The organism is Streptomyces sp. NPDC052042, from assembly GCF_044548345.1.
In the GTDB taxonomy this organism is placed as follows: Bacteria; Actinomycetota; Actinomycetes; order Streptomycetales; family Streptomycetaceae; genus Streptomyces.
In genome coordinates this window covers 63,611-86,578 of record NZ_JBIUBU010000026.1, presented here as the reverse complement: position 1 = coordinate 86,578, position 22,968 = coordinate 63,611, and the positions used below count along the sequence as shown (strand labels likewise).

Below are 22,968 nucleotides of genomic sequence, written 5' to 3'. Positions count from 1 at the left end.
CGATTCCCCGTACAACCCCGGACACCGTCGGGGCCGATCCCCCCGTACGGCCCCCGGAGCCGTCGGACGGACCGCGCACCCGCTCGCCCACGCGATGGCGGCAGGTCACCACGGCGGCGGGTCGCCCTGGCAGCCGGTCGCCGTGATGGCCGGCCGCCGCCCCACGGCGTACCGGCCATGTGCCCCTCGTGCCCGCGCCCACGCCATGACGGATCGCCCCCGCTCCTGCCGCACCACGACACGGCAGGCGCGGGGGCGATCGGCGTCTCGGCCTGCGGCCCCGTTCGTCCGACGTGCGGCCCCGATCGGTCTGCCGTAACGTGATCCCGACGGCCACCCAAGCCGTGGCGGATCAGCATCCGCCCACGAACGGCGAGAACTCAGACTTCGACGGTCGGCCCGTCCGCGCCCGCTCCAGGGGTATCGAGACCGGCGCGGGATCCCCCTCCACGCTCCTCGTCGCACGGCAGCAGACGGCACCGTGCGTCCCGGAGCCGTGGTGGGCGTTCCCGCCCCACCCTCCGTCTCCCGCCGTCGGCGGAACACTCCTGGACCGTTCCGGGCCCGGCCGTGTGGACCAAGTCCGCTAGGAGGAGTTCCATGGCGGTTCTCTGCAAGCCGGCAATCGCGGTTCCCGAGCACGTCATCACCAACGAGGAAACTCTCGAACTGGCCCGACGGCTGCACGGCGACCATCCCCAGCTCGGCCTGGTCCTACGCCTGATCGAACATACCGGGGTGCGGAAGCGTCACCTGATCCAGCCGATCGACAAGGTGCTCCAGCACCCGGGCTTCGACGCCCGCAGCGTCACGTATGAGCAGCACACCAAGGCACGCGTCCCGGCGGTGGTGCGCCAGGCACTCGACCAGGCCGAACTGGAGCCGCGGCAGATCGACTTGATCGTGTACGTCTCCTGCACCGGCTTCATGATGCCGCCGCCGACCGCGTGGCTCATCGGCGAGATGGGCTTCCGGCCGGAGACGCGCCAGCTGCCCATCGCCCAGCTCGGTTGCGCGGCGGGAGGCGCTGCCCTCAACCGCGCCCACGACTTCTGCCGGGCGTACCCCGACGGCAACGTGCTGGTGGTCGCCTGCGAGTTCTGCTCGCTCTGCTACCAGCCCACCGACCTGGGCGTGGGTTCCCTGCTGTCCAACGGCCTGTTCGGCGACGGGATCGCCGCCGTCGTGCTCCGGGGCCACGGCGGCACCGGGGTCCGGATGGAGCGGAACGGCTCGTACATCATCCCGGACACCGAGGACTGGATCTCCTACGCGGTCCGGTCCACCGGGTTCCACTTCCAGCTCGACAAGCGGGTGCCCGGAACGATGGAACCCCTCGCCCCGGCCCTGAACGCGGTCGCCGAGGAGCACCAGTGGAACGCCGGGAAGCTGGACTTCTACATCATCCACGCGGGCGGTCCGCGCATCCTGGACGACCTGAGCCGCTTCCTCGACGTACCGCCGGAGGCGTTCCGCTTCAGCCGTGCGACGCTCACCGAGTACGGCAACATAGCCAGCGCGGTGGTGCTCGACGCCCTCGGCCGCATGTTCGACGAGGCGTCGGCCCTGGACGGCCACCGCGGCCTGATGGCGGGCTTCGGTCCGGGCATCACCGCCGAGATATCGCTGGGCACCTGGACGACGGACCCGGAGTCGTGAGACGGCCCTGTCGACCTCCCCGCACCCCGGACCGGGGAGGTCCTCCCCGTACACCCCTCGGAGCGGGGCCTTTCTGGGCCTCGGACTCCCTCCCGCGACCGGGAGGGGGCGCGGGGGTGGGGGCGGGAAGCCGGCGACGGCGGTAGAGGCGGACGGAAGACGACGGCAGCGGGGTGGGACCAGGGCTCACCCCGGCTGCTCAGCCCCCCACCCGGCTGCTCAGCCGCCACCCCGCCCCTCCCACGCCCACCCGCCATCCGTGCCCGCCCGCCATGAGTCACCGTATGTCGTCGGCGCTCACCGTCCGTGCCCGCTGTCAGTGGTGGGTGCCAGACTCGACGGCATGACCGAACGTTGGGCTCTGGCCACTACGGAGTCCGGCGGCGCGCTCCTCGCTCCGCTGGACGCCTCCGGCACGCCCACTGGTCCGGTCCTGGCCGAGCCCGATCTCGTGGCGGCCGTCCGCTCCCGGCCGGAGGTCACGCGCTGGGTCTGGCGTTCCACGGCCGAGATCTGTCCTCGGCTGCTCGCGGCCGGTGTGTCCGTGGACCGCTGTTACGACATCGAGGTCGCCGAGTCCCTCCTCCTCGCGCACGAGGGCCGCCTGGGCGAACCCCGCTCCGCCGCCGCCGCCCACGCCCGCCTGCACAACGCTCCCGTGCCTCCCGATCCGCCACCCCGCGCCGCCGAGCCCGGCTCGCAGTCCGCCCTCTTCGATCCGCGGCCCGGCACGGCCCTGCCGTTCGAGGACCTGATCCGGGTCTATGCCGAGCAGCTCCGCCGTCACGACACCACGGCCCACCCGGGCCGCATGCGCCTGCTGACCGCCGCCGAGTCGGCCGGCATGCTGGTGGCCACCGAGATGAACCGGGCCGGCCTGCCCTGGCGCGCGGACGTGCACCGGGCGGTGCTCCAGGAGCTGCTCGGCGAGCGTTACGCGGGCGGCGGGGAGCCCCGCAGGCTGGCCGAGCTGGCCGACGAGGTCTCGGCCGCCTTCGGCAGACGTGTCCGCCCCGACCTCCCCGCCGATGTGGTGAAGGCGTTCGCACAGGCCGGCGTCAAGGTGAGGTCCACGCGGCGCTGGGAGCTGGAGGAGCTGGACCATCCGGCCGTGGAACCTCTCATCGCGTACAAGAAGCTGTACCGCATCTGGACGGCACACGGCTGGAGCTGGCTCCAGGACTGGGTGCACGACGGCCGCTTCCGCCCCGAGTACCAGCCCGGCGGTACCGTCAGCGGCCGGTGGACGACCAACGGCGGCGGGGCTCTACAGATCCCCAAGGTGATACGCCGGGCGGTCGTCGCCGACGAGGGCTGGTGCCTCGTCGTGGCCGACGCCGACCAGATGGAGCCCCGGGTGCTGGCCGCGATCTCGCGCGACCCGGGCTTGATGGAGGTGGCGGGCCACGACGGCGACCTCTACACGTCCCTGTCCGCACGGGCGTTCCACGGCGACCGGGAACACGCCAAGCTCGCCCTGCTGGGCGCGATCTACGGTCAGACCTCGGGCGACGGCCTGAAGAACCTCGCGGCCCTGCGCCGCAGGTACCCGCTGGCCGTCGCCTATGTCGACGAGGCCGCGAAGGCGGGCGAGGAGGGACGCCTGGTACGGACGTGGCTGGGCCGCACCAGCCCGCCCGCGGTCGGCGCCGGGGAGAACGACGAGGCCGGCCTTCCGCAGGAGCCGCCCGGCCCCCTCTCCGCCGCTGGGTCCGCCACTGGGGCCGTCGAGGGGTCGTCCCTTGACAGTTCCCTCGGCGGCACCGTCGACAGTTCCGTCTCCAGTTCCGTCGACGGCGAGTTCACCCCCGGCTACGCGTCGTCCAACGCCCGTGCGCGAGGCCGCTTCACCCGCAACTTCGTGGTGCAGGGCAGCGCCGCGGACTGGGCGCTGCTGCTCCTGGCCGCCCTGCGCCGGGCGATCCACTCCACGGGGCTCCGGGCCGAACTGGTCTTCTTCCAGCACGACGAGGTGATCGTGCACTGTCCGCGCGAGGAGGCGGAGGCGGTGGTGGAGGCGATCCGGGCGGCCGGGCACATGGCGGGGCGGACCGTCTTCGGCGAGACTCCGGTGCGTTTTCCGTTCACGACGGCGGTGGTCGAACGCTACTCGGACGCGAAGTAGGGCCGCCGACCGCGACTCAGGGCCCGGCCGGACGCGAAGTAGGGATCTGCCGACCGCGATGTAGATGTAGAGGACTGCCGACCGGTGTGCCAGGTCCGCCGGCCGCGCGTGTCAGCCGGAGGCGGCGCCAGGACCGGGGCCTGACTGGGACGCCGGGCCGGGGCCCGGCTGGGGGTCGGGAACGGGGCCGGAAACGTCGTCCTTCCGCCGTTCACCCGCGTCACGCCACCCCGCATCCGTACCGGAATCCGGCCCGCCGGAGCCCACGGCCAACGTCTGTCCCGAGGGCGATCCCGGCGTGTGGGCGTCCCCGAACCCGGCCAGGCCGTGGTCGTAGTGCGCGGGGCGCAGATGCTGATGCCGGTGCCGCGTGTTGAGCAGATGGATGATGAACGCCGCGATGGCGATCATCGCCAGGACGACCACGACGTTGATCAGGGTGTCCATGCGAAACGGCCTCCCTCGACGTGCGGGCCGACACAAACCGGCTCACCTCATCGGGAAGCCGTACACCCCCAGGCTACTCCGCGGCCCTGCTGCCGCCCCCGGACGACGAACGGCCCCCACGGACGGCGCATCGCGCCCGCGCACGGCAGATGGTGCACGGCAGACCGTGGATGGCAGACCGCGAAGGGCGGAGAGCGAAGGGCGTACGGCGGGCCGGGCACGACCGCGCGGCCCCGACAAGGCGAGACAGCGCCAGCGGGCGAAGCCGGCGCGGAACGGCGGACGGCCCGGACCGGAAGACGCTCCGGTCCGGGCCTGGCGCGGCGCGCACCCCGCGAGGACACCCCGGCACACGCCGCGCGGCAGTGGTAGGCCCTGCTGTGCTGCGCGTCTACCCGCGGGCCCACAAGGCGGGGACGTTCGGCGGCTCCCAGCCGGCCATGGCCGAGTGCGGCTGCAGACAGCGGTACTCGACCCCGCCGTACGTGACGCGGTCACCCGCGTTGTAGAACGTCCCGGACTTCCACGAGGAACCGGGCGGGTCGGTGGGCGGATTGGTCGGCGGGACGGACGGTCCCGCGTCGACGTTGAGGACGAAGTCGAAGGTCCCCTGCTTTCCGGAACCGGCGTCCCGCACGTTCATCAGGAGCGCCGGGTGGAAGATGGCGTCGGTGTTGTTGCGCGGCTCGCCCGGGAAGTACAACTGCGTCGTCAGGATGCGCGATCCGGGGGCCTGCACCTTCACGTGGATGTGCCTGGTACGGCCCGGATACAGCCCCGGAACGATCGTGGTCAGGGAGAAGGCCCCGGACTGGTCGGTGAACTGGTGGCCCCGGAAGGCGAACCCGCTCATGTCGTACGCGCCGTAGGTGTCGGCCTGCCAGAAGTCCAGGAGCGTTCCCGGAATGGGCTTGCAGTACCGCCCGAAGACATAACCGCTGACGGTCAGCGGCGTTCCGGGGGTGCCCGAGGTCACCAGGCTGGTGCGGAGCGGGGAGTTGGGCTTGAAGTACGGCCCCTCGATCTGCTCGCGCGTCGGACCGTCGCCGTCGTCGCAGTACGGGGTGGGGGTGAGGGGCTTGCCGCTGCCGGCCGCGTCACGGGCCAGCGCCACGCCACCACCGGCGAGCAGCGGGACGGCGCCGGCGACGAGGGCGGCCCTGAGCACGGACTTGCGGCTGATCCGGCGGCCTTCGCCGGACTCTTCGGGCACTTCTGGAGCTGGAGTCATGGCTGATTCCTCGGTATGGGGGAGAAGGACAAGTGCCTGACACAGAGCGGAAAGTGCGGGTGGTGCGCGCCCGCCCGGCCGGGAGGCGCGAGCGCGAGCCGGGCGGGCGCGGTAACCGGTGGCGGGCCTCGTTCCGTGGGCTCCGCCGGGGCGGGCCTCGGCCCCGGGACCATACGGTCGGACCTCGGCGTGGGTCTTCACGGCCGGACCGCGGTTCCGGGGCCTGACGGCCAGGTCCGGACTCCGGGCCCCGGTGGGAGGGCCTGTCCGACGAGCCTTCCGGAGGAACCTGCCGGAGGGCCCGTCGGACAAACCTGCCGGGGGACCCGTCGGACGAACCTGTCGGACATACCTGTCCGGTTCGCCTGAGGGGAAGCGATCAGGCGGCCGTCAGATCCGCTGCCAGAGCGCCGGCGTGTTCGGCGGGGTCCAGCCGGGCTGGGCCAGGTGCGGCTGGAGGCAGCGGTAGCTGTCGGAGCCGTAGGTCACCACATCGCCGGCCGTGTAGTTCTTCCCGGCCGCCCAGGTGCCACCCGGGTTCGGCGGCTCCGTGGGGTTCGGCGGGTCGGTCGGGGTGCCGTTGGTCACCAGGGTGAGCCCGTACGCCTGGAGCGCCGGGTTCAGCGGCTGGAAGTACGTCGTACCGCCCTGCGAGCAGTTGCCGGAGCCACCGGAGGTGACACCCTGCGCCTGGCTGCCGGAGATGAACGAACCGCCGGAGTCGCCGGGTTCGGCGCACACGTTGGTGCGGGTGACACCGGAGACGGTGCCCTCCTGGTAGGTGACGCTCGTGTTGCGCTGCTGGACCGTGCCGCAGTGCCAGCCGGTCGTCGACCCGGAGCGGCAGATCGACGAGCCTTCGAGGGCCTCCGTGGAACCGGTGACCGTCACATCACCCCTGCCGTATCCGTTCACCAGGGGGCGCGGGGTCCAGTTGGCGTTGGTGGCGATCCACGCGTAGTCACGGCCGGGGAAAGTCGAGCCCTGGAAGGACCCCTGGGCCTGCTGGTTGAAGCCGGTGGTGCTGACTCCCGTCCTTCCGCAGTGACCGGCGCTGACGAAGCCGGACTGGGTGCCGCGCTTCACGGAGAAGCCGATGGAGCAGCGACCCTGGCCGTTCATGTAGTACGCGTCGCCCCCGCGCAGGTCCGCGAACGTGCGCGGCTGCTCCGTGGCCTTACGTATGGTCACCAGATCGTGCGAGACCTTGGCGGCGGCGAGGAGGTTGTTCGCGGCCGAGGTGTCGGCGGCCTGGACGACCACGCGGTTGGTGGCGATGTCGACGTACCAGACGGGCACGCCCTTGGGGGTGTTGCGCAGCGCTGCGCTGTCCAACGCGGCCTTGGCAGAGTCCAGTTCGGCCAGGCTGTGCTCGACGACGACGGCCTTCGCGCCGGCCTTGGCGATGCGGGCGGACTGCCCGGCGTCGGTGGTGGCGACGGTCAGGGCCGCGTCGTTCCCGCTCACCCGGGCACCGGCGAAGTCGGCGCCCAACGAGCGCTCCAGCCCTTCGGCGACGGCCGCGGCACGGGTCTCCTGGCCGATCCTGGCGCGCGCCTCGGTCTCGGTCAGTCCGAGATCACGGTGCATCGCCTTCAGCAGGCCCGGCGAGAGCTGTTCGGCGGTGGTCGGGGTGGCGAGGCGGGGGGCGGGGTCGGCGGACGCGACGCCGGTCAGCCCGGCCAGCGCGAGCGTGCCGACGGCGACGGTGGCGGTACATGCGGCCAGAGCACGTCTGCGGAGGATGGATCTCTCCACTGAACTCTCCTTGATTTCGGGGGAATTGCCGCCAAGGTAGCCGCGTACACGTCAGATCAAGGAGATCTCGTTCTCCCCCTCACTTCGCGTTATGGGGTCCCTGACCAGCGACGACGTGCCTGCTCCGGGCCGGGGCGCGCGACCCGATCCACCCGGGGCGCGGGCCGCACAGGCCGCACGAGCCCCGGGCCGGGGCACGGGAGCCGGACGTGGCGCATGTGGTGCACGTGGTGCGAGGGCCTGACGCGGAGCGCGGGGCGCAGGGCCGCGGGACGCGGCGCGAGGGCCAGACTCGTGGCGCGGGGCGCGGGGGCGCGGGGGCGCGGGGGCGCGGGACAGCCCTTAGGCTCCGCGCATGGCCACCCAGGAACGTGAGATCACCGAACCCGTCGACCTGTGTCTGCCGGACGGGCGACTGAACCCATGGGCGCGTGGATGGTCCAGGCAACCGCTGCACCGGGCGAATCTGCGGGGCTGGGGCCGGACCAAGCGCTGGGAGTACTGGTGCGTGACGACGCCGGCCCATCTCGTCGCGCTGACCGTGAGCGACCTCGACTTCCTGGCGCTGAACACGGTGTACGTGCTGGAGTACGGACCGGGTGGCCTTGAGTTCGAGACCACGGAGATCATCCCCGGCGGTCGCGGTGTGCGTCTTCCGGAGACGATCGCGGGCACGCCCGGTTCCCCCGCCGTGACGGTCGGCCCGCGTCACCCCACCGGTGGCAGGGTCAGGATCGAGATCGCCGAGGAGGAGGGCGGCACCCGGCTGCGCGCCCGGTGCTTGGCCCCGGCGTCGTCGAAGCCCTCGTCCACTCCGATGACCCCCTCCTCGCCGAGGATTCCGTCCACGCCGCGGAGCGCGTCCACGCGACGGCAGATCGTGAAGCAGGCCGCGAAACAGACCGTGGAGATCGACCTCTTCGCCGCCCTGCCGACCGGTCACGAGACGTTGTCGGTCGTGGTGCCATGGGACGAGCGCCGCTTCCAGTACACGTCGAAGCACACGGCCCGCCCCGCTTCGGGAACGGTCCGGGTCGGGGACCGGGTCCTGGAGTTCGGTGAGGACGCCTGGGCCGTGCTCGACCACGGGCGGGGCCGCTGGCCGCGCTCGGTCGACTGGAACTGGGGCGCCGCCTCAGGCCGCACCGACGGTCACACGGTCGGGCTGCAATTCGGCGGACGCTGGACGCGGGGCACCGGCGCCACCGAGAACGCGCTCTGCGTGGACGGCCGGCTCAGCAAGATCGGCGAAGAGCTGGAGTGGCACTGGTCGCACGACGACTTCCTGGCCCCGTGGACCATCACCTCTCCGGGCGAGCGGCCCGCGGTGGACCTGACGTTCGTGCCGTTCCACAACCGCTCGACCCGCACCGACGCCGTTCTGATCGCCAACCGCACCGACCAGTGCTTCGGCCACTACTCCGGCCGCGTCCACGACGACGAGGGCCGCGAGATCGTCGTGGACCGGCTCCTGGGATGGGCCGAGGACGTCCACATGCGCTGGTGAGCCCGCGCGCTCGCGCGCCGACGAGCACGCGTGTCATGCGCCGGCCCGCGCGCTCCCGTGCCGGCCGGCACACCCCTCGGGCGCTGGTGAGGCCGCCCGTCATGTGCGGGGGACTCCGCCCCGTTCCGGTGAACCCCCCGGCGAACTCCGGTGTCGTGTCCAGATGAACTCCGGTGTCGCGTCCGGGTGAACTCCCGTGCCGCGTCCACTGCCCATAGGTTCGTCCCATGCGAATAGGTGAGCTACTGGGTGCCGGACGCACCGCCGACGTCTACGCGCTCGACGACAACTGGGTCCTGCGGCGCAACCGCGACGGGCAGGACGCCACCCATGAGTGGGCCGTCATGGCCTACCTCAGCGCCCACGGCTATCCGGTCCCCCGGCTCGGTCCGCGCGACGCCGGAACGGCCCCCGGCGACCTGGTGCTGCGGCGCCTGGCCGGCCCGACCATGCTGGCGTCCCTGGAGTCCGGCACCCTCTCCGCGCCCAGGGCGGCCACCGTACTGGCCGGGCTCCTCTCCGAACTGCACACCGTCCCTGCGCGGCTCTCCCCGCAGCCCGAGGACCGGATCCTCCACCTCGACCTGCACCCCGGCAACGTGATCCTGACGCCCCGGGGGCCGGTGGTGATCGACTGGAGCAGCACGGCGGAGGGCGCGCCCGCCCTGGACCGGGCCATGACCGCCCTGGCCGTGGCCCGGAGCGCCGTCGACCCACGCGCGCGGGGCAGAGCGTCGACGGGCGCCCTCGCCCTGCTCACCGCCCTGGTGCCGCAGTTCGCCGAGTCGGGCGGCATCCCCGCCCGCCACCTCGCCCGAGCCACGGACGCGATGCGCGAGGGTCACGAGACGTCTGAGAGAGGCGGGACGGACGAGACCACGGAGGCGGATCTCCTCGACCGTGCGGCTTCTCTCGTCGCCGAGTTGCTCTGACCCCCGATGCGCCGCATCGGCCGCACCCTGTCACGTCGGGAGCCGGGACGCGTCCTGCGCTCCCGGCTCCCTGCCCCGCACACCGACCGCTCCGCCGGATCGATCGGTGCGTATCGATCGTCCACCTACCGCTCGGTCCACCTACCCGCTACCGACCGCGTATTCAGCTTCCGCCGTCGGGATGGAGGACGACCTTCGTCCAGCCCGTGTCCCGCTTGTCGAAGTGCTCGTACCCCTGCGCCGCCTCCGCGAGCGGCAGTTCGTGGGAGACGATCCAGGACGGCTTGGCCTTCCCCTGCTGGATGAGGTTGCACAGCTGGCGGTTGTACGCCTTGACGTTGGCCTGGCCGGTCCCCATCGACTGGCCCTTGAACCAGTACGTGCCGTAGTCGAAGGCGATCTCTCCCTCGTCCTTGTACAGCTTGTCCGGACTACCGGGGTCGTGGGGCGGGAAGACACCGACCACGCCGATGGTCCCGGTGAACTTCACCGACTGCACGAGGTTGTTGAGCGTCAGGTTGGGGTGCTCGTGGCCCTGGGCGTCGTGCGCCTGGTAGCCCACGCACTCACAGCCGCGGTCCGCGCCCAGCCCGTCGGTGAGTTCGTTGATCCGGTCGATCGGTGAACCCTTGGAGTCGTCGATCGGGATGGCGCCGATCTCCTCGGCCAGCCGCAGCCGGTCCGGATGCCGGTCGACGACCATCACCTTCGCGGCACTCTTGAGGTTCGCGGACAGCGCCGCCATCAGACCGACCGGACCGGCGCCGTAGATGACGACGGTCTCGCCCGGCCGCACCCCGGCGAGTTCCGTGCAGTGCCATCCGGTCGGGAAGATGTCCGACAACATCACGTAGTCGGTCTGCTTCTCCCACGCTTCCGCCGGCAGGACCAGGCAGTTGGAGTCCCCGTACGGCACCCGCAGGAACTCCGCCTGACCACCGTTGTACGGGCCCATCCCCGCGAACCCGTACGCGGCACCCGCCATCCGCGGATCCGAGGGCGTGGTCAGACAGTACGCCGTCAGCCCCTGCTCGCAGTTGCGGCAGAACCCGCAACTGATGTTGAACGGCAGGCACACCAGGTCCCCGACTCTGACCCGGTCCACGCCGTCCCCGACCTCGATCACCTCACCCATGTTCTCGTGGCCGAGGACACGCCCCTTCTCCATGTCGGTACGGCCCTCGTACATGTGCAGGTCCGAACCGCAGATGTTCGTCGAGGTGATCTTCACCAGCACGTCCGTGGGCCGTTCGATCCTCGCGTCCGGTACGTCCTTGACACTCACCGAACGTGGTCCTTCGTACACCAACGCCTTCATGGGACTGCCTCCGCGTTCGTCGGGTGGGAACACCATCGGGTGCGTCCGATGGGAACACCGTCGGGCGGGAATGCCTCTTCAACCGTCCCACCGGAAAGCCGCATGTCAAACGCAGAGTGCCCCTGGGCGGAGCCCCCTGGAACGGCCCGTGACAGGACGTGTACCAGGGGCGTTGGCGGAACGCCGCACCGCGCCCCGCACCGCCGGCCTCGGCTGGGCGGCAAGGCTTGGCACCGCGTCGAGCGGGAGATCGCGCGGGCCGGCACGGGCAGGAGGCGGCAGCCGCCCGGCCCGCTGCCCCCTTGACCGGTGAGCCGGGGCGGACGCCGCGACGCCGGTGACGCCGGTGACGCTCCACGACGCCGGGAACCTGCTCGCGGAACGTCCGCCGCGGGCCGCCGAGCACCGGGCAGGCCAGGCGCCCGACCCGCACCCGCACCGCCACCCCGGGCTGCCACCGATTACGGGACAGCGCCGTTGAGTTGGCGCGTCCCGCCGATGGGCTGATCAGCGCGCCGTGTAGCCGCCGTCGATCGGCAGGTTCACGCCCGTCACCCAGTCCGCTTCGTCGGAAGCCAGGTAGAGGACCCCATAGGCGACGTCGATCGGCCGGCCCAGGCGACGCAGGGACTGGTTTCCCGTCATGTACTCCTCATACGCGGACAGGCCACCGGGGAACTCGGCCGCGATGCCCTCGACCAGCGGGGTCAGGACCGTACTCGGGTGCACCGAGTTCACGCGGATGTTGTACCTGCCGTAGCTGGCCGCGTCCTGCTTGGTCTGCATCGAGACCGCGCCCTTGGCCACGTGGTACGCCGTGAACTCGTCGTTCCCGATCAACCCGTAGATGGACGAGTAGTTGACGATGCTGCCCTTGCCCCGCTCGATCATGTGCGGGATGGCGTGCTTGGTGCAGAAGAAGACGCCCTTCACATCGACGGCGAACAGAGCGTCCCACTCGGCCTCGGTGAGCTCGTGGGTCGGCTTGTCGACGCCGATGACGCCGGCGCAGTTGACGAGGACGTCGAGCCCGCCGAACTCCGCTGCCGCCGCGTCGATCACCGACTTCGCCTCGGCCTCCCGGGCCACGTTCAGGCTCCAGAACTCCGCGGTCCCGCCGGCCGCGCGGATCCCCGCCACGACCTCCCGGCCCTTGGCCTCGTCCAGGTCGGTGACCGCGACCTTGGCTCCCTCGGCCGCGAACAGCTCCGCGGTCGCCCGGCCCATGCCCATTGCGGCCCCGGTGATCAGGGCGACCTTGTTCTCCAGACGTCCCATGACGATTCCCCTTCCGTCGCGTTCGGTTCTCAGGCCTCGACCGACTGGTTGGCCAGGAAGGAGCGGTAGCCGTCCGCCTCGGCTTCACGGCAGAACTGCTGATACACCTGTCCGCCGCCCATGTAGACCTGGAACTCCTCCGGCTTGCCGGGGAGGTTGTCGCCGAGGAACCACGCCTTGGCCTTCTTGCCCTCCGAGTACATGACCGTGGCCTTGCCGGCACGCTCGGTCTCCTCCATCCACCAGGTCTCCGACTCGGGGGTGGCCTCGAAGAACGGAACGTCGTTCTCGCGCGCCCACGCGATGGCCCGCTGGAGCCACTGGGCACCGAGCTGGATCGGGACCGGCAGGTTCGAGTACGGCGTCTGCGGGCCGAGGGACATGAAGAAGTTCGGGAACCCGCTGGCGTTGATGCCGAGGTTCGACTTCAGGCCGTCGGCGAGCCACTTCTCGCGCAGCGTGCGGCCGCCGCGCCCCACGATGTCTATGTTGGTCAGGGTGCCGGTCATGGCGTCGAAGCCGGTGGCGAAGATCAGCACGTCGAGTTCGTACTCGGTGTCGCCGACCACCACGCCGCGCTCCGTGATGCGGCTGATCGGCTGCGCGGCGACGTCGATGAGGTGCACATTCGGCTTGTTGAACGCCGCGTAGTAGTTGTGGCCGGTCGGGACACGCTTGCCGTTGAACGAGTAGGTGGTCGGCGAGAGAAGGTCGGCGACAGCCTTGTCCTCGACGATCTCGCGGATCTTCTTGCGGATGAACTCCGAGGCGAGCTCGCTGGCCTCATGGCTGGTGGCCAGATCGGTGAAGCACTCGTTGGCGAAGTGGAATCCGCCCTCGTTCCACTTGCTCTCGAAGATCCGGTCGCGCTCCTCTGCGGAAACCTCCAGGGCGCTGTGCTCGGCCGGGTCCATCGCGACGCCGAAGGGGTGGTTCGCCGCCTTCTCGTAGATCTCGTCGTAGTGGTCGCGCAGGTAGGCCATGTCCTGCTCGGTCACCGGCTCGTTCGTCGTCTCGACGATGAAGTTCGGCGTGCGCTGGAAGACATAGAAGTCACCGGCGACCTTGGCGACCTCGGGCACCATCTGAATGCCGGAGGCACCCAGCCCGATGAGGCCGACACGCTTGCCGGTCAGGTCTGCGCCGCCGCGGGGCCACATCGAGGAGTGGTACTTCTCGCCCTTGAACGCGTCGATGCCGTCGATGGCCGGGAAGATCGCCTGCGAGAGGACGCCCATGCCGGAGACGAGGTAGGTCGTGGTCAGGATGCTGCCGTCGCCGAGGTGAACGGCCCAGGTGTTCGCATCCTCGTCGTAGACGGCCTTGTTCACGCGGGTGGACAAGCGGATGTCCTTGCGCAGGTCGAGCCGGTCGGCGACGAAGTCGAGGTACCTCAGGACCTCCGCGCCGGACGGGTACCGCTCGGTCCAGGTCCACTCGTCGCGGACGGCCTTGGAGAAGGAGAAGGAGTAATAGCTGTACTCGCTGTCGGTGCGGACGCCGGGGTAGCGGTTGACCCACCAGGTGCCGCCGATGCCGTCCTCGCCGTCGACCACGAGGGTCGAAAGACCGATCTCGCGCAGGTGGTGGAGCATCGCCAGGCCGGAGAAGCCGGCGCCGATGACGATGGCGTCGTAGTCGGGCTTGCTGGTCATGTGTGTGTCGGTCCTTTCACCGGGTGATGACAGAGAGGCGCTCAGGGGGAGGCGCGCAGCAGGAAAGGCGGATGAGAGGCGGTCGGAGGTCTGGGCAGGGCCCCAGTGGGTCCGGGTCAGGACCGGTACCAGGCGGCCATGGAGGCGATCTCCTCGTCGGCGCGCGCGAGGCGCCCGGCCTGGAACGGGAAGACGTGCTGCATGCCCTTGCCGATGGAGAACGTCACGTCGACTCCGGCCTTCCTCGCCAGGTCGACCAGGCGCTCGGCGTCCTCGAAGAGGGATTCGGTGTCGGCCGCGCAGACGTAGAGCCGCGGGAACGCCTCATAGGTGGCGTAGAGCGGGTTGACGTACGGGTCCGTCGGGTCCGCGCCCCCCGAGAGGTACCGGCTGATGTTCCCGGCGAGGCCTTCGCGCGTGATCAGGAAGTCGGTGTCGTCGTTGGTCTCGATCGTGGCGCCGCTGTTCTCCATGTTCAGCCACGGCGACATCGTCAGGACGCGTCCGGGCAACGGGCGGCCGTCGCGACGCAGCGTGAGTGTCATCGCGACGGCGAGGTTCCCACCGGCGCTGTCGCCGACGAAGCACACGTCGTCGGCTTCGATGCCCTGGTCCAGGAGGGCCTGGTAGACGGCGAGGCCGTCCTCGATCTGTGCCGGGAACGGGAACTCCGGCGCGAGCCGGAAGTCGAGGACGAAGGCATGGGTTCCGCAGGCCTTGGCCAGGTGTCCGGCGAGCTTGCGGTGGCTGGCGGCGGAGCCGAGCGCGAACCCTCCGCCGTGCATGACCACCATCACCTGGGAGGGATCCGCGTCGACCGGGGTCACGAGGATGCCCGGTACGCCACCGATGGTGGTCGTGGCGTAGGTGACCCCTTCGGGCTCAGCGGTCGCTCGCTGCCAGTCCTCGAAGACCCAGCGCATCAGCTGGAGCGACATCTCCGGGTTGGCCTCGAACTCCACGCTCCACTCGGCGTAGATCTCCCCAAGAGGATCTGAAGGACGGGGAAGGGGCATGTGCGCTCCTCAACGTCATGGTCATGGTTGGTGGTTCCGGCTGCTCCTCGGGCCGACGAACGACCGACCCGACGAGCCGAGCATCTCCACCCCCACGCGTCGGACGTGAGTGCTGTCACAAAATGAGGCACCGCCGTCTCACAGTGACTCGCGTCACACGGTCCTGCTCGCGACAGCCTTCAACCGAGGCCCTCACCGGGCCCGTTCCCCTCACCCAAGCGATCGCGTCGCTCCGACCACACCGGCGATCCCGACCCTCGGAGCCGGGCCAGGCACTCCGCTCTCAGGGCTCGGCGCTTCCGCATACCTGGTCGCTCGGGTGGCTCGGGTCTCTCGGGTCACCGAGGTCCTTCACAGCTCTCAGCGAGGAGAAATTCCATGCACGTCAAGAAGCGGGTCGCAGCGACCAGCGTCGCAGCCGCCGCGGCCATGGCGCTCAGCGCCTGCGGCGGTCTGTCGACCGGCTCCGGCAGCGCCACCGGCGGCGGTTCCGGTGACTCCAGCAGCCCGTGGCCGACCGTGAAGGTGGGCGGTGTCGGCGTGCAGTCCGACATTCAGGACGTCACCAAGTTCTGCGGCACCAAGCCGATCAAGGTCGGCTACGCCGACGGCAACGCCAACAACACCTGGCGCAAGGCCACGATCGCGCTCTTCCGGGCCCAGGCAGCCAAGTGCCCGAACATCACCCAGGTCATGGTGACCGACGCCCAGAACAATACCCAGAAGGCGATCTCGGACATCAACTCGATGGTGGCCCAGGGCGTCAACGTGATCGTCACCTTCGGCGACGCCGGACAGGCCCTCCTGCCTGCCATCCAGAAGGCGAACGCGGCCGGCGTGGCGGTCGTGCCGATCGTTTCGAGCATCGGCGGTACACCGGGCAAGGACTACGTCGACTTCGTCTCCGAGGACGTCGAGGCGTACGGCAAGACCCTCGCCGACTGGACCATCAAGACGATGAAGGGCAAGGGCAACCTGGTGATGCTGGGCGGCGTCGCCGGCAGCGCCTACTCCCAGACCGTCTACGACGGCGTCAAGAAGGCCGTCGCGGAGCATCCCGACATCCGCCTGCTCAACTCCGACGGCTACGTCGCCACCGATTGGGACGTCAGCAAGACCCAGCAGGTCATGGCCGGTCTCATCACGAAGTACGGCAAGATCGACGGCATCGTCTCCGACTTCGGCGGCGGTTCGGTCGGCGGTATCCGCGCGTTCATCGCCGCGAACAAGCCCCTGCCGGTCTGGGCCGCCAATGACTCCAACGAGTTCGCCAGCCTCTGGTACCGGTACCACAAGCAGTACCCGAGCTACCAGATCGCGACCGAGTCCTCCCGCAACTGGGTCGTCCAGGCTGCTCTGAACAAGGGCCTCGCGGCCTACAACGGCATCGACGAAAGCGAGCCCTCGACGTACAACCTGCAGATCATCGAGGACTCGACCAACCCGAAGATGATGCCGAAGTACGACAAGTCGCTGCCGGCCGACGCGATCCTCTCCTCCGGCCTGACCACCGAGCAGATCAAGGCTCTCTACAAGTAGCCCCGCGGCAGCCCGGTCGGCGTCCAGGCCGTCTCGGCCGGACCACCGCCACGTTCACGGACGGAACCGGCCGCAACTCCGGCATTCCCAGCAGGTGCCCGGGCCTTCACACGTCCCTGAACGTCCGGGCATCTCGCCTCACCACTTTTCCCGACCGTTTTCCCGCACGAAACCCGAACGACGCAGCGACGCGGGGATATCCGAGGAGCATCCATGAACCGACTCGACGGCAAGGTCGGCATCGTCACCGGCGCCTCGCGAGGCATCGGCCACGCGATCGCCGACGCCCTGGCAGCCGAGGGCGCGGCCGTCATCGCGACCAGCCGCGCCGCCGCCGACGCCTCATTCGGCGCCGGCGTCACGTACACGCCCCTCGACGTGGCCAGCGAAGACGACTGGCAGCGTGTGGTCACCGAGGTCATCGACCGCCACGGGCGCATTGACTTCCTCGTCAACAACGCCGGCATCATCGCCTACGAAACCGTCCACGACCTCACCACCGAGGAGTGGAACCGGGTCGTCGCGGTCAACCAGACCGGCACCTGGCTCGGGATGCGCGAGGTGATCCCGCAGATGATCACCCAGGGCGGCGGCAGCATCATCAACGTCTCCTCGATCTGGGGCAACGCCGCTGTCGCCGGTGCACACGCCTACCACGCGACCAAGGGCGCGGTGCGCACCATGTCGAAGAGCGCCGCCGTCAGCTACGCCAAGGAACGCGTCCGCGTGAACTCGGTTCATCCCGGTTTCATCTGGACCCCGCTGACCGAGGCGCAGGCCCCGGAGGTGAACGAGTACGTCATCTCCCAGACCCCGATGGGTCGCGCCGGACGCCCCGAGGAGATCGCCGCCGGAGTCGTCTTCCTCGCCTCCGACGAGGCCAGCTTCGTGACCGGTTCCGAGCTCGTCATCGACGGCGGCTACCTCGCCCAGTAACGGACCCGGTAACGGGCCGAGGCGCCGGCCCGAACTGCTCGGGTCCACGCCCCTCAACTCTTCCAGGAGGTCCGACGTGACCAACTTCGGCAGCAACGGACCTGAGACTCGGGTCCGGCCACCGCAGCAGGGTGCGAGCCCCGACCCCACCCAGTCCAACCACGCGGCGCGTCGGGCAGCGAGCCAGGCGGCCGACCGTGTCGCGTCGGTGCTCTCCATGCAGGGCATCGGGAAGTCCTTCCCGGGCGTGCGCGCGCTGGACGAGGTGAGCTTCGACGTCCGCCCCGGCGAAGTCCACGCCCTGGTCGGCGAGAACGGCGCCGGCAAGTCCACCCTGATGGCCGTGGCCTCGGGCGCATTGGCGGCGGACGACGGCGCGGTCCTCATCGGCGGCGACCGGCTCACCCAAGCGCAACCCGAGCAGGCCCGCAGCCTCGGCCTCGGCATCGTGCGTCAGCATCCGGCACTTCTTCCGGACCTGACCGTGGCGGAGAACATGGCACTCGGCGTCGGGTACAAGCGCGTCGGCGGGCTTCGCCGGGCGGTCGCCTGGGCCCGCGAGACCCTCGCGCCGTGGGAGATGGACATCGACCCGCGCGCCCGCGTCGCCGATCTGTCGATGGAGAAGCGGTTCATCGTCGAGATCGCCAAGGCCCTCGCACTGAACCCGAAGGTTCTGATCCTCGACGAGCCCACCGAGCACCTCAGCGCCGAAGAAGTACAACGTCTCTTCGCAAAGGTCCGCGAGACCGTCGCAACGGGCGCCGGCGTCGTCTACATCTCCCACCGCATCCCCGAAGTCAAACAAATCGCCGACCGGATCACCGTCCTTCGCGACGGCCAGACCCGCGGAACCTTCGACGCCGACACCGTCACCGAGGAGCAGATCGTCGAGCGCGTCGTGGGCCGCAAACTCGAGACGGTGTTCCCCACCAAGGAACCCGTGCCCGCGGACGCGACCGAGCGACTCCTCGTGACCGGGTTCTCGGGTCCGGGCTTCGACGACATCTCCCTGACCGTCCGCTCCGGCGAGATCGTCGGCTTGGCCGGGGTCCAGGGCAACGGCCAGGCCGAGCTCGTCCGTGCCCTGGCCGGCCTCGCCTCGACTTCGGGCACGGTCGTCGTCGACGGGCAGCAGGTCCGCGGCGGAAATGCGGCGGCCGCGAACGCCGGTGTCGTCTACGTGCCTGCCGACCGGCACGGCGAAGGTGTCTTCCTGCCACTCGGCGTGAGCGAGAACATCGTGGCGCGCACCCTGAAGAAGGTCTCACGCCTCGGCCTCGTCAGCGACGTGTTGACCCGGGCCACCGCGAAGGAACAGATCCGCAACCTCGCGATCAAGACCCCGACCCCCGAGACGCCGATCAGCTCGCTCTCGGGAGGCAATCAGCAAAAGGCCGTCATGGCCCGCACGCTGCTGGCCGCACCGAAGGTCCTGGTGGTCGAGGAGCCCACTCAAGGTGTCGACGCCGGTGCACGCGTCGACCTGTACAAGATCCTGCGCACCGCGGCCGACGACGGTGCCGCCGTCGTCGTGCTCTCCTCCGACAACGTCGAACTCGAGGGCCTGTGCCACCGCGTGCTGATCATGTCCCGCGGAAGCGTCGTCGAGGAGCTCACCGGTGAGGAGATCACCGAAGCGGCCATCGCTCACGCCGCACTGACCTCGACGACCGTGCGCGGCCATGAGAAGACCCGCCCGGAGAAGCGTCGCCGACTGCGGGCCTGGCTGGCCGGCGACCAGGCCCCCGCGGCCGTGCTCGCCTTGATCGTGGTGCTCCTCGGTCTCGGGACCGGGCTGTACAACGGCGACTACCTCGGCCAGTTCAACCTCAACAACCTTCTGCTCATGATCGCGCCCTTGCTGCTGGTCGGTGCCGCACAACAGGTCGTCGTCATGGGCGCCGGGTTCGACCTCTCGGTCGGCCCCCTCATGGGTTTCCTGGTCGTCATCGCGTCGTACTGGATCGTGGACGGCGGAAACCTGGTCCTCGGTCTGGTCCTCATGGCCCTCGGTGCACTCGCGGTAGGCGTGATCAACGGCGTCATGGTGACCTGGTTCCGCATCAATCCGGTCGTCGCGACCCTCGCGGTCTACATGGCCCTCCAGGGCGTCTACCTGTCCCTGCGGGACACGCCGGGCGGCACGATCTTCCCGTCGGTGGTGGCCGACGTCCAGGCCCGCTTCGGCGCGGTTCCGCTGGTGACCGTCATCGCGGTGCTCCTCGTTCTGCTCCTTGAGCTGGCACTGCGTCGCACCAGGTGGGGCGTCGAGCTCCGGGCTCTCGGGTCCGAGCCGGACGCCGCGGAGCGTCTCGGGGTGAAGATCCGGCTGATCCAGTTCACCTCTTACGTGGTCTGCTCGGCACTGGTCCTGCCCGCCGGCATCATCCTGATGACCCAGATCGGCATCGGTGACGGTCGTCCCGGTCTCGCGTACACCCTCAACTCGGTGACCGTGGTCGTGCTCGCGGGAGCCAGCATCTTCGGTGGCCGCGGTTCATTCATCGGGGTCATCGCCGCCGCTGTCCTCGCTCAGCAACTGGTCAATGTCTCCCCGTTCCTCGACCTCTCCCCCGCCTGGGGCTACTGGCTCCCGGGCCTCATCACGATCGGCGCCGCGGTGATGTACGCGCAGCTGCGCCGTACCCGCGGGACGGGAGCGCACGCATGAGCACCCGGCCCACCAACGCCTTCCGCCGCAAGCCGAGTCATCGGGGAACCGCCATAAACGACTTCGACGCGGGCGCCACCTGGCGCCGTCTCCTTTCGGGCAGCTGGGTCGGGATCGTGGTTGCCACGCTCCTCCTCTTCGCCCTCAGCCCCGCCATCGCGCACGGCAGCGTCGGCTCGGCCCCTCTGCTCAGCATGCTGCCCTTCGCCGCCGTGCTCGCCATCGCGGCCGCCGGGCAGACCCTCGTCGTGCAGCAACGCGGCCTCGACCTGTCGGTGCCCGGCATGATCGCGCTCGCCGCGGCCCTCTGCACCTGCATGGTCCAGTACCACGGCTGGCCGACGTGGCTCGCCATCACCGTCGCCGTGGTCGCCCCCGGTCTCGTCGGCCTGGTCAACGGCGTCCTGGTCGCCGTCGCGGGCGTCATGCCGCTGGTCGTGACGCTCGGCATGAACGCGGTTCTGCTCGGCACGATCCTGAAGATCTCCGGCGGCTCGCCGGCCACAGCGCCCAACGGTCTGAGCCAGTTCTCCGTCGACCGGACCCTCGGTGTCCCGAACACCTTCATCATCGCGGTCGTCGTACTCGCCGTCGGCGGCGTCATCGCCAAGCGCTCCGCGGTCGGGCGCCGACTGACCTACATCGGTGTCAGCGTGCCCACCGCCTCGGCTCTGGGCATCCGAGTCACCCGGTACCAGGTCGTCGCCTACGGCTTCGCGGGCCTCGCCTACGGCGCCGCCGGTGTCCTCCTGGCCGGCTACACCCGGACTCCCGGGCTCTTCATCGGGGACAGCTACGTGCTTCCGACCGTCGCGGCCGTCGTCCTGGGGGGCACCGCGATGACCGGCGGTGTCGCGAGCATCGTGGCCAGCGGCATCGGGGCGCTGTTCCTGACACAGCTCGGACAGCTGCTTCGCTCGCTGGGCTGGAACGACGCTCAGCAGCTCATCGCGCAGGCAGCGGTCCTCGCCGCGGTGGTCCTGCTTCGCCAGGCCGCCCCCGCTCTTCGCGGGCTGGCACAACGTCGACGCCGACGGGCGTTGGCCGCGGTCGGCTGACGGCCGGTCCACCGGCATGCACGGTGTGGTCCGGGAGCGCTGCTCCCGGACCACGCTGTCGCGCTGCCGCACCTCCGAGGTGCCTGCGCGGCGGCCGTTGTGAAGTCACCCGTCACGCACCGGTGAGCTTGTAGGACTTCATCTTGCGATAGATTGTCGCTCGGGACAGGCCGAGCATCTCCGCGGCGCGGGAACGGTTTCCGTCGGTTTCCCGCAGCGCCCGGGAGATCGCCTCGAGTTCGGCGCGCTCGATCATGGTCAGCGCACGGGCGCCCTGGATGCGCTCCGGCAGGTCGCCGGGGAGGACGTATCCGCGTTTGCCGGCCAGCGCCAACCCCTCCACGACGTTGTGGAGCTCCTTGAGGTTGCGGGGCCACTCGTATCCGGTGAGCAGGTCGAGGGTCTCCGAACGTGGCTCCAGGCCGACACCCGGCATGGAACGGTCCGTGAAGTAGCGCCACAAAGCGGGCAAGTCGGCGGTGCGCTCCCTCAGCGGAGGAACCCACACGTGCGACGCCCCGAGACCCACCGCCGTCTCCTCGGCCTCCGCGGCCGAACGAAGCGTGGCGGTCAGCATCACAGGGCCCTTCGGAACGCTCATCTCCAACAACCCGGCCAACGCGAGCCTCGCCGCAGGGTCGAGGGCGTCGATCCCCTTGACGATCACGGGCGCTCCGCTCTGCAGCCGCTCCGCGATGCTGCGAAGCCATCGCTTCCCGCCGATCAGGGTCCGCTCCACCGTGTCGATCACGATGTGGGCACCTGGTCCGGACTCGCCCGGCCGGAACGGAAGCCCCAGGGCAAGCGACGTCTTCCCGACGCCTGCCTCGCCTGCGATCACCACCGGCCGTGGCGCCTCCCTTCTTCGTGCGACCGCGTGCAGAGCCGCCATCCAGTCCGGCGAGCGTCCGATCAGCTGCGACCGGGCCCGCCCCAGCGCGGTGCTCGTCGAGGTCCTGCCCCGCTGGAGGGACACGATCGCTCCGGCGCCTCCCTCCACGGGCGCCAGCCGGACCTCGGTGAGGCCGCCGGAGAGTTCGATGATGAACCGGCCGTCGGATCCCCGCTGGGCCAGATCTCCGAGCGCCGCGACATCCGCGCTGGACAGGCGGGAAGCACCCTGGCTCTGCATGATCAGTCCCTGCGGACCGAACCCGACCACCGCGCCGGCCTTCGCCTTCGAGGCGTCCAGGAATGCCTGGAAGACCGCCCGGGCCTTGGGGGAGGCCACATCGAGGAGATGCTGCTCCAACTGGTCGGCGACCGCCCTGACCATGGGCCGCAGCAGCGAACGGCCGTCGATGAGCCCGCTGGACAGCGTCACCACGGCAACGGTCTTCTGGGTCAGCGGATGCCGGACCGGCGTTCCGGTGCAGACGGCGTCGCTGTACATGTCCGCGTAGTGCTCCGCGCCCGTGATCTGGACGCTCTGCCCGGTCGCCAAGACCGTGCCGACACCGTTGGTGCCCACGAGCGACTCGTCCAGGACGGCTCCGCGGTCGGTTCCGACCCTGTCGAAGTGACGCGACGCGTCACGGTCCGCAGCCCAGCGTCCGAGAATACGGCCTTGGGCGTCGGCCAGCAGAAGGCCGACGCCCGTCCCTGACAAATCAGCGGAGAAACGTGACATCGGCGCCTGAAACAGATCCAGGAGATGCTGATCGAGCTCGTCTTCCGCCACATGCGGAACCTCGCGGACGTTGGCCGGCACGCCGAGCGCCTCCCGGGAGCGCTGCCAGGATCTCAGCAGCTCAGGCGCGACACCAATGCGGTCGGTGCTCCCTGTCAGCCATTCGTCTTTGAGCGTGTGGATTGGCGCGATCGACATGCTCTTC

General features: G+C 70.1%; 16 protein-coding genes. 8 read left to right on the top strand and 8 right to left on the bottom strand.

Going from position 1 to position 22,968, the window contains the following annotated elements; translation table 11 throughout:
- Positions 1-600 precede the first annotated feature (600 nt).
- Together ACIHCL_RS30645 and ACIHCL_RS30640 are read left to right on the top strand one after the other, a co-directional pair.
- Complete coding sequence (locus ACIHCL_RS30645; RefSeq protein ID WP_399867055.1) at positions 601-1,659, top strand: type III polyketide synthase; 1,059 nt, start codon at positions 601-603, stop codon at positions 1,657-1,659.
- Positions 1,660-2,002: 343 nt separating this feature from the next.
- The gene (locus ACIHCL_RS30640; protein WP_399867053.1) at positions 2,003-3,784 is read left to right on the top strand and encodes a bifunctional 3'-5' exonuclease/DNA polymerase; all 1,782 of its coding nucleotides are present in this window, start codon (positions 2,003-2,005) and stop codon (positions 3,782-3,784) included.
- Positions 3,785-3,895: 111 nt separating this feature from the next.
- On the opposite strand, the gene ACIHCL_RS30635 is transcribed toward ACIHCL_RS30640, so the two are convergent.
- From ACIHCL_RS30635 to ACIHCL_RS30625, 3 genes are all read right to left on the bottom strand, one after another.
- A complete protein-coding gene (locus ACIHCL_RS30635; protein WP_399867052.1) occupies positions 3,896-4,231 on the bottom strand; it encodes a hypothetical protein in 336 nt (111 codons plus the stop codon).
- Positions 4,232-4,622: 391 nt separating this feature from the next.
- Positions 4,623-5,462 (bottom strand): carbohydrate-binding protein, encoded by an 840-nt coding sequence (locus ACIHCL_RS30630; protein ID WP_399867050.1) that lies wholly within the window; start codon positions 5,460-5,462, stop codon positions 4,623-4,625.
- A 390-nt stretch (positions 5,463-5,852) separates the two neighbouring features.
- The gene (locus ACIHCL_RS30625; protein WP_399867048.1) at positions 5,853-7,220 is read right to left on the bottom strand and encodes an alpha-lytic protease prodomain-containing protein; all 1,368 of its coding nucleotides are present in this window, start codon (positions 7,218-7,220) and stop codon (positions 5,853-5,855) included.
- Positions 7,221-7,575: 355 nt separating this feature from the next.
- On the opposite strand from ACIHCL_RS30625, the gene ACIHCL_RS30620 reads away from it, so the two are divergent.
- Together ACIHCL_RS30620 and ACIHCL_RS30615 are read left to right on the top strand one after the other, a co-directional pair.
- The gene (locus tag ACIHCL_RS30620; RefSeq protein WP_399867046.1) at positions 7,576-8,727 is read left to right on the top strand and encodes a DUF2804 domain-containing protein; all 1,152 of its coding nucleotides are present in this window, start codon (positions 7,576-7,578) and stop codon (positions 8,725-8,727) included.
- A 227-nt stretch (positions 8,728-8,954) separates the two neighbouring features.
- Positions 8,955-9,659: a phosphotransferase gene (locus ACIHCL_RS30615; protein WP_399867044.1), complete on the top strand. Its 705-nt coding sequence runs from the start codon at positions 8,955-8,957 to the stop codon at positions 9,657-9,659.
- A gap of 163 nt (positions 9,660-9,822) precedes the next feature.
- Here the strand turns inward: ACIHCL_RS30615 and ACIHCL_RS30610 are convergent, their stop codons facing one another.
- The 4 genes from ACIHCL_RS30610 to ACIHCL_RS30595 form a co-directional block, all read right to left on the bottom strand.
- Positions 9,823-10,977, bottom strand: coding sequence for a glutathione-independent formaldehyde dehydrogenase (locus ACIHCL_RS30610; RefSeq protein WP_399867041.1), 1,155 nt, complete (start codon positions 10,975-10,977; stop codon positions 9,823-9,825).
- A 507-nt stretch (positions 10,978-11,484) separates the two neighbouring features.
- A complete protein-coding gene (locus ACIHCL_RS30605; RefSeq protein WP_399867040.1) occupies positions 11,485-12,255 on the bottom strand; it encodes an SDR family NAD(P)-dependent oxidoreductase in 771 nt (256 codons plus the stop codon).
- 29 nt (positions 12,256-12,284) lie between these two features.
- Positions 12,285-13,910, bottom strand: a complete 1,626-nt coding sequence (locus ACIHCL_RS30600; protein WP_399867038.1) for a flavin-containing monooxygenase — start codon at positions 13,908-13,910, stop codon at positions 12,285-12,287.
- A gap of 116 nt (positions 13,911-14,026) precedes the next feature.
- A complete protein-coding gene (locus ACIHCL_RS30595; protein ID WP_399867036.1) occupies positions 14,027-14,926 on the bottom strand; it encodes an alpha/beta hydrolase in 900 nt (299 codons plus the stop codon).
- A 378-nt stretch (positions 14,927-15,304) separates the two neighbouring features.
- Between ACIHCL_RS30595 and ACIHCL_RS30590 the strand changes: the two genes are divergently transcribed.
- The 4 genes from ACIHCL_RS30590 (at position 15,305) to ACIHCL_RS30575 (ending at position 21,133) form a co-directional block, all read left to right on the top strand.
- Positions 15,305-16,465, top strand: a complete 1,161-nt coding sequence (locus ACIHCL_RS30590; protein WP_399867034.1) for a substrate-binding domain-containing protein — start codon at positions 15,305-15,307, stop codon at positions 16,463-16,465.
- Between the two features lie 213 nt (positions 16,466-16,678).
- A complete protein-coding gene (locus ACIHCL_RS30585; protein WP_399867032.1) occupies positions 16,679-17,401 on the top strand; it encodes an SDR family NAD(P)-dependent oxidoreductase in 723 nt (240 codons plus the stop codon).
- 76 nt (positions 17,402-17,477) lie between these two features.
- A complete protein-coding gene (locus tag ACIHCL_RS30580) occupies positions 17,478-20,075 on the top strand; it encodes an ATP-binding cassette domain-containing protein (RefSeq protein WP_399867030.1) in 2,598 nt (865 codons plus the stop codon).
- Positions 20,072-21,133: an ABC transporter permease gene (locus tag ACIHCL_RS30575; RefSeq protein ID WP_399867029.1), complete on the top strand. Its 1,062-nt coding sequence runs from the start codon at positions 20,072-20,074 to the stop codon at positions 21,131-21,133. Before ACIHCL_RS30580 ends, ACIHCL_RS30575 begins: the two co-directional genes overlap by 4 nt.
- Positions 21,134-21,245: 112 nt before the next feature.
- Here the strand turns inward: ACIHCL_RS30575 and ACIHCL_RS30570 are convergent, their stop codons facing one another.
- A complete protein-coding gene (locus tag ACIHCL_RS30570) occupies positions 21,246-22,961 on the bottom strand; it encodes a sigma-54-dependent Fis family transcriptional regulator (protein ID WP_399867026.1) in 1,716 nt (571 codons plus the stop codon).
- Positions 22,962-22,968: the final 7 nt, after the last annotated feature.